This is a genomic window from Methylophilus sp. (assembly GCF_035460085.1).
GTDB lineage: Bacteria > Pseudomonadota > Gammaproteobacteria > Burkholderiales > Methylophilaceae > Methylophilus.
In genome coordinates, this window is the sequence record NZ_DATHWZ010000016.1 from 44,776 (window position 1) to 55,275 (window position 10,500).

At 49.0% G+C, this 10,500-nt stretch carries 13 protein-coding genes; 10 read left to right on the top strand and 3 right to left on the bottom strand.

The window, feature by feature from the left end; translation table 11 throughout:
- Window positions 1-8 precede the first annotated feature (8 nt).
- The 6 genes from VK958_RS02415 (at window position 9) to VK958_RS02440 (ending at window position 5,233) form a co-directional block, all read left to right on the top strand.
- Complete coding sequence (locus VK958_RS02415; RefSeq protein WP_325238729.1) at window positions 9-323, top strand: hypothetical protein; 315 nt, start codon at window positions 9-11, stop codon at window positions 321-323.
- Window positions 324-326: 3 nt separating this feature from the next.
- The gene (locus VK958_RS02420) at window positions 327-725 is read left to right on the top strand and encodes a thioredoxin family protein (protein ID WP_325238730.1); all 399 of its coding nucleotides are present in this window, start codon (window positions 327-329) and stop codon (window positions 723-725) included.
- 145 nt (window positions 726-870) lie between these two features.
- Window positions 871-1,806, top strand: coding sequence for a YncE family protein (locus VK958_RS02425; protein ID WP_325238732.1), 936 nt, complete (start codon window positions 871-873; stop codon window positions 1,804-1,806).
- A 221-nt stretch (window positions 1,807-2,027) separates the two neighbouring features.
- Window positions 2,028-2,990 (top strand): beta-propeller fold lactonase family protein, encoded by a 963-nt coding sequence (locus VK958_RS02430; protein ID WP_325238733.1) that lies wholly within the window; start codon window positions 2,028-2,030, stop codon window positions 2,988-2,990.
- A gap of 228 nt (window positions 2,991-3,218) precedes the next feature.
- Window positions 3,219-4,598, top strand: coding sequence for an ATP-binding protein (locus VK958_RS02435; protein WP_325238734.1), 1,380 nt, complete (start codon window positions 3,219-3,221; stop codon window positions 4,596-4,598).
- Window positions 4,595-5,233 (top strand): response regulator transcription factor, encoded by a 639-nt coding sequence (locus tag VK958_RS02440; protein WP_325238735.1) that lies wholly within the window; start codon window positions 4,595-4,597, stop codon window positions 5,231-5,233. The genes VK958_RS02435 and VK958_RS02440 overlap by 4 nt, the downstream gene beginning before the upstream one ends.
- Before the next feature lie 55 nt (window positions 5,234-5,288).
- On the opposite strand, the gene VK958_RS02445 is transcribed toward VK958_RS02440, so the two are convergent.
- On the bottom strand, window positions 5,289-6,185 hold the full coding sequence (locus VK958_RS02445) for a LysR family transcriptional regulator (RefSeq protein ID WP_325238736.1): 897 nt from the start codon (window positions 6,183-6,185) through the stop codon (window positions 5,289-5,291).
- Window positions 6,186-6,354: 169 nt separating this feature from the next.
- Between VK958_RS02445 and VK958_RS02450 the strand changes: the two genes are divergently transcribed.
- The 3 genes from VK958_RS02450 to VK958_RS02460 all read left to right on the top strand — a co-directional run bounded on the left by VK958_RS02450 (window position 6,355) and on the right by VK958_RS02460 (window position 8,303).
- Window positions 6,355-7,047, top strand: a complete 693-nt coding sequence (locus VK958_RS02450; RefSeq protein WP_325238737.1) for a type 1 glutamine amidotransferase domain-containing protein — start codon at window positions 6,355-6,357, stop codon at window positions 7,045-7,047.
- Window positions 7,044-7,337 (top strand): DUF1330 domain-containing protein, encoded by a 294-nt coding sequence (locus VK958_RS02455; protein WP_325238738.1) that lies wholly within the window; start codon window positions 7,044-7,046, stop codon window positions 7,335-7,337. The genes VK958_RS02450 and VK958_RS02455 overlap by 4 nt, the downstream gene beginning before the upstream one ends.
- Window positions 7,338-7,436: 99 nt before the next feature.
- A complete protein-coding gene (locus VK958_RS02460) occupies window positions 7,437-8,303 on the top strand; it encodes a DMT family transporter (RefSeq protein WP_325238739.1) in 867 nt (288 codons plus the stop codon).
- Window positions 8,304-8,345: 42 nt separating this feature from the next.
- On the opposite strand, the gene VK958_RS02465 is transcribed toward VK958_RS02460, so the two are convergent.
- Window positions 8,346-9,680, bottom strand: coding sequence for a Y-family DNA polymerase (locus VK958_RS02465; RefSeq protein ID WP_325238741.1), 1,335 nt, complete (start codon window positions 9,678-9,680; stop codon window positions 8,346-8,348).
- Between the two features lie 133 nt (window positions 9,681-9,813).
- Between VK958_RS02465 and pqqA the strand changes: the two genes are divergently transcribed.
- Window positions 9,814-9,885 carry a pyrroloquinoline quinone precursor peptide PqqA gene (pqqA, locus tag VK958_RS02470; protein WP_081624291.1) on the top strand — a complete coding sequence of 24 codons (72 nt, stop codon included), beginning with the start codon at window positions 9,814-9,816 and terminating at the stop codon, window positions 9,883-9,885.
- Window positions 9,886-9,954: 69 nt separating this feature from the next.
- Here the strand turns inward: pqqA and VK958_RS02475 are convergent.
- A partial coding sequence (locus tag VK958_RS02475) for a LexA family protein (protein WP_325238742.1) occupies window positions 9,955-10,500 on the bottom strand: 546 nt, incomplete at its 5' end.

Below are 10,500 nucleotides of genomic sequence, written 5' to 3' on the forward strand. Positions count from 1 at the left end.
GTTGCAGCATGACAGCACATGCTGGCGTCCTTCAAACAGAATTGGTCACGCTGGTTGAAACAGATGATTCACTCTGCCTGGCGCATGGCGGCATGCTGGTGACATTGCAATTGACTGAAGTGGCACAAGAAGGCGGTGTTGAAGTCTGGGTAGACCGCTGGTTTATGCAGGTGCAAACTGCTGACCACACTAAACATATGTTGACCGCAGCTGAGCCAGCACATGACCTTGGGTGCTCGCACAGCATTGCCGGGCCGCAGCACTGGACCATCAGTACCATCAAACACCTGCCTGCGGGCAGCGTACCACCGCGAAAGGAATGATAAATGAGCGCCGAAGCAAACACGGTCACCACGCCAGTGACGATAGAAAACCAGGCACAGTTTAACCAGCGTGTGACAACGCATGATTTTCTGGTGGTGCTGTTTACCGCAAAATGGTGTGATCCCTGCCAGCCATTTGCGCCCGTGTTTGCCGAAGTCGCCGCACAATATCCGCACGCCGTATTCGCGACGGCGGATATTGACCTCGCAGCAGACCTGGCTGCCAATTTTCGCGTCACACAAGTGCCGGCCCTGATGGCGATCCGTGAGCGGGTGGTGATTGATATGGTCAACGGCGCCATGCATGCACACGAACTGAACCATCATGTGCAGATGTGGCAAACGCTGGATATGACGGCGATCACGGCACATTTTAATCAGCGTTCGTCAGCAGAGCACTGATGCTTTTTGACCTCTCCCGAACTGCTGGTGAAAAATTCCCGGCAGCTCGCGGGAGCACGGCTCAATCCTTTTCTGTTGAAAAAAACTAAAGTGCACACATGAATAGTTACGCACACTCAACATTTTGCAGCAGTCCTTTAAAGCCTTGCTCTGTTTAGCTGGCTTTTGTCTGCCAATTTGCGGGCTGGCGGCAAATTTTGCTTACATTACCAATCAAGGTGAACACACGGTTTCGGTAATTGATATCGAGCAACAGCAAGTGATTAAAACACTGGCTGTCGGCAAAGCCCCGGTCGGCGTGACTATAGATCAGCAAAACCACAAAGTGTATGTGAGTAACGTAGAAGGACACTCACTCTCGGTGATCGATATGTTGAGTCAGCAAGTGATAAACACGATTCCTTTATCGATTGCGCCAGTAGGCATCACGCTCAATAAAGCAGGTGACCGTTTATATGTGGCCGACTGGCATCACGCCAATGTGTTGGTAATCGCTGCAGATTCTGGCAAAACGCTGGCAGAAATTGAAGTCGGCAAAGCACCTGGTGGCTTGCAGTTGAGTAGCGATGAAGCGAGGCTGTATGTCGCTAACCGGGATAGCAATGACGTCAGTGTGATTGATACGCAAGCCAATAAACAGCTTCATCGAATCAAGGTCGGCCAGCATCCTTTTGGCCTGAATTTGAGTACGGATGGTCAGCAGCTATTTGTCGTCAATGTCTATTCAAACAACATTAGTGTGATTGATACCCGCAGCAACCAGGTAGTCAGTACGCTAGCGACCGGTAATCACCCTTATTGTGTGACAGCAGACAGCAGAGGACGCTTGTTCGTGACCAATACCGGGGATGACAGCGTGAGTGTCATTGACCTTGCCAGCCAAAAGCGCATCCGAAAAATTCGCGTGCCGGGAACGCCTGAAGGCATTGCTTACGATGCCGAGCATCAACAGATATTTGTCGCCAGCTGGATGGACAATGTGGTGGCAGTCATCGATAGCCAAAGCCTGACATTAAAGCAAGACATTAAAGTTGGCTCGCAACCGCGCGCATTCGGACAGTTTATAGGCAGTCTACGTTAAAGAAATCGTCTGAATTCAGTCGCTTGACAGCCTGGGTAACAAGTTGTTTCCGGGAAGTTTTCCCAGTGAAATAAGGAAGCATGCCGCTATTGATGAAAAACCTGAACGCATAAGATGCATTATCAATTTAAATTCTTCAATTTAATTGATTTGCATAAAGTATATCTCCATGTACAGGCCGGTTGTTGCAGCAATCGGCCAATTTTTTTAAAAGGCACTCTATGCAAAAAACACTGCAACAATCACTCATCGCGACAGTTTTCATCAGCCTGTCTTACTCCCTTTTTGCACAGCCATTGGCCTATGTACCTAATGAAAAAGATGGCACGGTGTCAGTCATTGACACCACTACTGATGAAGTCATCAAACAATTTCCTTCAAAAGGTAAGCTGGGCAAAAAAGTCCAGGCCGCCGCGATTCACCCGACTAACCAAAAGCTATATGTAGTCGTACGCGATAAAAACGCAGTCGCCGTGGTGGATACTGAAAAAGGTAAACAAATCGCCTTGATTCAAGTGGGTGATGAACCGGAAGGCATAGATATTTCACCGGATGGCAAATTACTTGCTGCCTGCCTGGAAGAAGAAAATGCGGTGGCCCTGGTGGATTTAAACAGCAACAAGGTCAAACACACCATCGCTACCCAAGGCAAGAACCCTGAACACTGCGTCTTTTCACCTGACCAGCAATGGCTGCTGGCCAGCAATGAAGAAAGCAATAATGTCGATGTAATTAATTTAAAGTCACTGAAATCCGAGCATTTGATTGCCGCAACCAAACATCCACGAGGCATTGGCTTTAGTCCGGACGGCCAATGGGCTTATGTCGCGAACGAAGCTGCCAGCCTGCTGGAAATCGTGTCTACCAAGGACTGGACAGTGCAAGCCAATATCAAAGTAGGGCTGCGTTCTAACGGAGTCAAGGTCAATTTCGATGGCAGCCGTATCTATGTCAGTAATGGCGGCGACCATAATGTGAGTGTGATCGATAGCAGCACGCATCAGGTGATTGCAACGATCGCCGTCGGGCAAAGGCCGTGGAATATGGCGCTGACACCGGACGGAAGAAAGCTTTATGTCGCTAATGGGCGTAGCAATAGTGTGTCGGTGATAGACACGCAAACGAATGCGAAATTGAAGGATATTGCGGTAGGCAATTTGCCTTGGGGCGTGGTCATCCATTAAAACACAAATATGGCCAGGCACACATCTCAACACTGTTGCATAGACTTAGATATGTATGGTGATGTCATAAGTCCTTAATCACTTCAGTGCTAGCTGGTAAATTGTCAGGCGCACTTCAAGTTCATGCCCGACCACCCTATAATGGGGTGGTTTTCTATTCATGCCTGCGCATGAGTTGGGAAAAATTCCCGATAGATTCTGGGCAATAAACTTTACAATCCGCTGAGCATGATGAAATCTTTCAGTTTACAGTTCAAACTCAACCTGACTATTACCTTGTTATTGCTGGGGTTGCTGTTTACCTGGGCGATCTCTGTGATCAAAAACGCGCGGGAAGATGTGCTGGCAGAAGTGGAGTCGACCACTAGCCTGGTGATCCATTTGCTGGATGCGCAAATTGCACATTACATGACCGATTTCGGCTGGCTTGATCGTAGTGAAAAAGGTGAGATCGATATTTTCAAGCTGGAAGAGTTAATGAATATACGGCATTTGAAAGTGGATTTTTTTGATCCTACCGGCCATTTGCGTGAGTCTAACCGCACGACGCGGCTAGAACATGATGGGGAAGACCCGCCTGCATGGTTTGTGAAGTTACTGGATATTTCAAGTGTGCTCAATGAACCCAAGCGCAAGAATATCATTTTGAATGGCCGTTTGATCGGTGAGTTGGTGATCACGCCGGATCCCAGTTTTGAGCTGCGGGAAATCTGGGAAGATACTTCCGGTTTGCTGGCGATTGTAGGATTGTTTGGCTTGAGTGTGCTGTTTTTTGTTTATCTGGCGGTGCGCACCACATTTAAGCCAGTGAAGCAGATTATTCATGGTTTAAACCAGATCGAACATGGTGAATATCAAAGCCGCTTGCCCAGTTTTGAGCAGATTGAATTACGCGAGATCAGCGATAAATTCAACAAGATGGCGAGTACGCTGGAGCAGAGTATCCGCAATAATCATCGCTTGACCCAGCAGATTATTCATTTGCAGGAAGAAGAACGTAAAAAGCTGGCGCGTGACCTGCATGATGAAATCGGCCAGTACCTGACCGCGGTCCACATTGATGCCAGCGCGATGGTGGCGGCCAAGAAACTGACGGTTGCGCGTGAAAGTGCCACCGCCATTGCGCAGATCACGCGGCAGATGATGTTCACCATCCAGGATTTGCTGGCTCGTTTGCGTCCGCGTGTGCTGGATGAATTGGGGTTAAGCCTGGCGCTGGCAGAGTTGATTCACCACTGGCATGACCGTAACCGCAACATCATGGTGGTCAATGATATTTCCAATCACCTGATGCAGCCGGATGAATCGGTAGCGGTGACGGTATACCGCATTGTGCAGGAGTGCCTGACTAACATCAGCAAGCACGCTGCGGCCAATCGGGTGACTATTAAAGTGGCAGATACCGACCAAGGTCTTTATTTGTTGGTAGAAGATGATGGCCGAGGATTTGATACCGCTGTGCCTAGTCGCGGATATGGTTTGGCAGGCATGCAGGAAAGAGTTGAAGGATTAATGGGCACCATGAAGATAACCAGTACGCCCGAGCAAGGCACGCGCATAGAAGTGCGCTTTCATAAAACAGATAAATTCCAGGATATAGCGTCATGACAGTTAGAGTTGTTTTAGTGGATGATCATACTGTCGTGCGCTCAGGCTTGCGGCGGCTGTTGGAAAGCCATAAGTCGATTGAGATTGTGGCCGAAGCGGATACTGGTGAAATGGCCTATCAAATCTATGGCGAGGTATCGCCCGATGTGGTGCTGATGGATATTTCCATGCCGGGCATGGGCGGGCTGGAAGCTGCCAAACGTATTTTGCAGCGCTATCCACAAGCCAGAATTGTGATTTTTTCAATGCATGAAGCCGTTTCGTTTGCAGCACAGGCATTGAAAACTGGCGTGAAAGGCTATGTCACTAAAACTGGTGCCGCCAATGACTTATTGCAAGCGGTGCTGGATGTCTCCAAAGGTAAAACTTTCCTCAGTCAGGATGTCGCGCAAAAAGTAGCGTTGCAAACTTTGATAGGGGAGAGTAATCCCTTACAACAGCTGACCTCGCGCGAATTTGAAGTCTTCCGGTTATTGGCCGAAGGCAAGCGGGTTGAAGATGTTGCGGATATGCTTAAAATCAGCCAGAAAACCGTCGCCAATTACTACACATTAATTAAACAAAAACTGTCAGTGAACAGCCCGGTGGAAATGGTCAGGCTGGCGATGAAGCATGGTTTGATTGATACAGAGTAACTTGCCTAACTTTGCAGAGACTTTAAATTCTCCGATCTCTCATCCCATTGATAGCCTAAAGCGAACGCGCCACTTCTTCAATCACGGAACGTAACCAGCGATGTGCCGGGTCATGTCGGTATCTCACATGCCAGGCAATATCAATGGGGAAAGTGCCAAGATCTACCGGGGTTGCTAAAATTTTCAAACGCGCGTCATTCGCCAGACGCCGGCAAATCTGGTTGGGCAATGTAGTGCAGTAATCCGTAACCGAAATCACTTCCGGCACCGACAGAAAGTGCGTGACAGACACCGCAACTTCACGCTTTAAGCCTTGTCTATCCAATGCCTGGAACAGGCCCGCGCGCATGCGTCCTGGTGGCATTACATTCACATGTTTCAAATGCTCATATTGGTCTTTGGTGATGACATTCCCTACCGTTGGGTGGTCTGCTCTCACCACGCACGCCAGGCTATCTTCCATTAAATGTTGCACGATCAAATTATCAGGCGGGTCGATGATACGCCCCAACACCAGCGCCGTGGTGCCGGAAATGACGCCCGTTTCGGTGAGGTCATTGCCGTAAGGGATAATGCGCAATTTGATTCCCGGCGCCTGTTCCCGTAGTTTTGCCACGATAGCGGGCACGAGGACATATTCGACATAGCTATTAGGCGCGATGGTGAATAACAGGTTGGCGCTGGCCGGGTCAAATGCCTGTTGTTCCAGTACCAGCTCATCCAATTGCCCAATCGCCAGCATGATGCCTGGCGCCAATGCTTCGGCTTTCTGGGTCGGTTGCATGCCATAGCGTTCCCGGATGAACAGCGGGTCTTGGAGGATATCCCGCAGGCGGCTTAATGCATTTGATAGTGCAGGCTGTGTAATGCCCAGTCGATCAGCCGCGCGCGTCGCGCTGCGTTCTTCCATCACTGCGATGAATACACGTAAAAGATTCAGGTCGTAACGCATGTCAGTTATTTTACTGGTGAATAACTAAAATATACATAATAAATTTCATAAATGGAATGAAAGAGATCATTATTCTTTCATCTGATTGTTTTGGTAAACAAACCATCACAACTCAAATTAAGTTGAATTTGAAACGCTTAATAATCTTCATCCATAAAGGAGCACTGAAATGAACATACTTATTGTACTGACCTCGCATGACGCCCTTGGCAACACAGGCCGAAAAACCGGATTCTGGCTGGAAGAGCTGGCTGCCCCTTATTATGTTTTCAAAGCGGCAGGTGCCAAGTTGACACTGGCTTCACCAAAAGGCGGGCAGCCACCATTGGACCCGAAAAGCAATGAGCTGGATTTTCAGACCGAAGACACCAGAAGACTTGAGCAGGATACCGAGGCCACAGCAGCGCTGGCTAACACCGTACCCTTGCATTCCGTTTCACATCAGGCATTTGATGCGGTGTTTTATCCCGGTGGACATGGCCCATTATGGGACTTGGCTGAAGATACACATTCAATTGGCTTGATTGAGACTACCCTGAGTGCCGGTAAACCGGTTGCACTGGTTTGCCATGCGCCAGGCGTGTTGCGTCATGCCAAAAAGCCTGACGGAAACCCATTAGTGACTGGTAAGAAAGTCACCGGATTTACCAACGCTGAAGAAGAAGCGGTGGGCCTGACCAATGTGGTGCCTTTCCTGGTGGAAGACGAGTTAAAAAAACTTGGTGGTGATTATTCTAAAGGCGATGATTGGCAATCATATGTGTTGCAGGATGGCTTGCTGATTACCGGTCAAAATCCGGCTTCATCTGCCCAGGCTGCCACCACATTGATTCAGTTTTTGCAGGGTAAAAGTACATCATGAGCGCCTATGTGGTCATGATCCGCGAACATACGATGGATCAGGTCGAAATGGATACTTACGCCAGCCAGGCCCCTCTCGCCAGGGAGGGGCATCCGGTGACGCCGCTGGTCAGGTATGGCGTACTGAATATCCTGGAAGGCCAGGCGTTTGAAGGATGTTTGATCCATCGCTTTCCGACAGTCAAGGCAGCAGAGGCCTGGTATCACAGCCCGCAATATCAGCATGCAGTCAAACACAGGCATAAAGGCGCGGAGTATCGTGTATTTATTGTAGAAGGGATTGACGGCTAAGGTCGTACTTTGTGAATATGTGACCGTTGCTGAAATGTTGATGAAACATTGATAGATGACGAACATTCCGGCCCCTGACTTGTACATAAAGAAAAATAAATGAGTAATAGCAAAACCTATTTAATGGCCACCATGGCTGCAATTTTCTGGGGAGCAAACTTCAATCTGGCGCGCCCGGTGCTGGCTGAAATGAGCCCTTATATCGCGGGTGCCAGCCGCTATGTTTTGGCGGCCGCCGTCATGATATTGATCGCGCAGATGAGAAAAGAAGCGACGCCATTAAGGCACTGGCAGGCGTATCTCACATTGGGTGTGGTGGGCGTTTTTGGTTTTAACCTGTTTTTCTTTCTGGGTATGGAGACATCCTCAGCGATCAACGGCGCCTTGATCATGGGGTTGAATCCTTTATTGACCGCTATCCTTGGCTATTTGATTCTTGGCGATAAGCCTAGCAATCGTCAACTGGTTGCATTCCCGGTGGGGATAGCAGGGGTAGCGATCGTAGTGCTGGGCGCAGGCGCACAATTGACTGTCTCGGTTGGTGATATCTACCTTGTGATCGCCACGCTGAATTGGGCACTGTATAACGTGTTAGTGAAAAAGATGATGCCAAAGAATGTGAGTGGAATTGCGAATACCGCAGGCATCATGACCTTTGGTGCCATAGCATTGAGCATTGCCGCCTTCATGCATGGGGGTAATGTTTCCTTGCCTGGCATCCATGCGGGTACTGCTCTCCTGATGATGTCTTTGGGTGGCGGGGTGTTGGCCTATCTATTCTGGAACGCGAGCATCTCTCATCTCGGACCATCCAAAGCAGCTATTTTTATGAACCTGGTGCCAGTGACTACGATGATCATCGCCGCTTTCGAGCATATGCCACCTACGCATGCTCAGTTGTTTGGGGCTTTTCTTATTATTAGCGCGGTGACTTTTAGCTCTGTTTCATTATCGAAACCGGGCTGACAAAATCTAGTTAATGAAATCGGATTCACGGTCCTTAGATAATTAATCTACTTCTAATAATTCGTCCCAGCTGGTGGTGTAACGCGGGCTCATCATTTCCTGTTTCATTCGCCACGGCTGCTTTATATCCATGCCCCTGTGTTTTTGTACTCCCTCGCTGGCCAGTTTGATCGTGGCACGGCCCATTTTCTGATTGATGGTATCTATGGTCTGCATCAGCCTCACGGACTTGTCATGCGTGGTGGATGTATCAAACATGTCCTGCTGCTGTGCCTGCGCGGTAGCCAGTTCCCGCAATGAAACGCCGGCTTTCATATAGTCAAAACCCGGCCGGTAAATCTGCCGTAGCGCCTTGAAAGCAGCTTCCACCAGGCGCAAAGTGCTGTTGGTTGGCGTGTGCAGCGGGAGGTTGAACCCATTTTCATATTGTTGCTCGATGTCACGGAATGGGCTGGTGCGGATATAGACATACACACATCCGGCAAACATCTGGCGCTGGCGGAGTTTCTCGCCTGCGCGCGTGGTGAGCAGGGTGACCGCTTCTTCCAGGGTTTGCAGGTCACGCACAGTCTGGCCAAAACTGCGGGTGCTGAGGATTTGCTGGTGTGGCCCGCGGATCTGTTCCAGTTCCAGGCAAGTCGTGCCATTCAGTTCGCGCACGGTTTTTTCCAGCACCACACTAAATTTTTTGCGCATGGTGGCAGCCTCGCTACATTTCAGGTCGTAAGCGGTGTAAATCTCAAGGTCATTCATTTTTTTGAATAATCCCCTGCCTATTCCCCACACCTTGCCTACTGAAATTTCGCGCAAATTGGCATCTACATCACTTTCAGTCATTGTATTGAAATTGCAGACACCATTTAAGGATATCTGCTGTTTGGCACAGTGATTGGCCATTTTTGCCAGGGTCTTGCTGCTGCCTATACCGACGCACACCGGCAGGTCGGTTCCCTGCAGCACGGTTTGCCGCAGTTTTTGCGCATACTCAGTGAGGTCGAAATGAGTGAAGCCACTCAAATCGAGGAAAGATTCGTCAATTGAGTAGATCTCCTGGGAGGGACTGAATCGTCGCAGAATGGACATCACGCGGTCACTCATATCTGCATAAAGCGCATAGTTTGAAGAGAAGACAAATCCGTTTTCCTGCTCAATAAATTTGCGAATCTTGAACCAGGGTGCGCCCATCGCAATACCGAGCGCTTTGGCTTCAGCACTGCGCGAGATCACACAGCCATCATTGTTGCTTAAGACAACAACGGGTCGATTACGTATTTTGGGGTTGAACACGCGCTCACAACTCACGTAAAAATTGTTTACGTCAACCAGTGCGATGGCTCGCGTTGAGGGCTGTTGCGGGCTAGAAGTATTTATTTGCATGAGGGTTGTTTCATGAAATTCTTTAAAGGTTGTTCATGATCTGCAATAGCATGTTTTTTAAACCCCGGGCCGATAATACATTCACACCAGCCAGACATGGGGTCGGCTCGGTGAATCAAATAAGGAGATCATCATGTGGACTAAACCAGCTGCTACTGAAATGCGTTTTGGCTTTGAAGTCACTATGTACGTTATGAACAAATAAGTTTGTTTATTATGTTCAACAAACCCGGTGATCTGATCCAGATGCCGGGTTTTGTATTATTCAGGCGCGTTACCTGAATCGACGGAACGAGCCAATCACTACACCCCAGATTTGAAACTGCATAGGCTCTTGAATAAGGATAGGCGCATACTTCCCGGATGCATTGGCCGGTAATAATTTCGGGCGGCCATCTTTCTGCTCTGCCAGCGTTTTAATAGTAAATCCGCCATCCACCATCGCCAGCACAATATCGCCGACCACTGCTACCTTTCCTTTATCAATCACGGCTTTGTCGCCCGGCATCAAGCCTACGTCAATCATCGACTCGCCCTGTATTGTTACAAAAAAAGTGGTATCTGCCTGGTCAATCAGGTATTCGTTTGGGTCCAGCCGCTTATCCACATGATCATCTGCCGGAGAAGGGAAGCCAGCAGGGACTTTGGATTGAAATAGCGGCAAGCTGATGGCCTGCAAATCCTCCGTTGGCTGAGTAAACATTTCTACTGCATCCAGGTTTGCTTTCAACTGATTGAGGCGTTGCTTTGCAGCATAAGCTTCCATCAGGTTACTCACCACCGGCTTCTGGCTGGCAGGAATGCGGATGACGATGGTTTC

Coding starts and splice junctions, on each gene's coding strand:
- VK958_RS02415 (WP_325238729.1), top strand. CDS start 9: ATGACAGCACATGCTGGCGTCCTTCAAACAGAATTGGTCACGCTGGTT.
- VK958_RS02430 (WP_325238733.1), top strand. CDS start 2,028: ATGCAAAAAACACTGCAACAATCACTCATCGCGACAGTTTTCATCAGC.
- VK958_RS02445 (WP_325238736.1), bottom strand. CDS start 6,185: ATGCGTTACGACCTGAATCTTTTACGTGTATTCATCGCAGTGATGGAA.
- VK958_RS02435 (WP_325238734.1), top strand. CDS start 3,219: ATGATGAAATCTTTCAGTTTACAGTTCAAACTCAACCTGACTATTACC.
- VK958_RS02465 (WP_325238741.1), bottom strand. CDS start 9,680: ATGCAAATAAATACTTCTAGCCCGCAACAGCCCTCAACGCGAGCCATC.
- VK958_RS02450 (WP_325238737.1), top strand. CDS start 6,355: ATGAACATACTTATTGTACTGACCTCGCATGACGCCCTTGGCAACACA.
- VK958_RS02420 (WP_325238730.1), top strand. CDS start 327: ATGAGCGCCGAAGCAAACACGGTCACCACGCCAGTGACGATAGAAAAC.
- VK958_RS02460 (WP_325238739.1), top strand. CDS start 7,437: ATGAGTAATAGCAAAACCTATTTAATGGCCACCATGGCTGCAATTTTC.
- VK958_RS02455 (WP_325238738.1), top strand. CDS start 7,044: ATGAGCGCCTATGTGGTCATGATCCGCGAACATACGATGGATCAGGTC.
- VK958_RS02440 (WP_325238735.1), top strand. CDS start 4,595: ATGACAGTTAGAGTTGTTTTAGTGGATGATCATACTGTCGTGCGCTCA.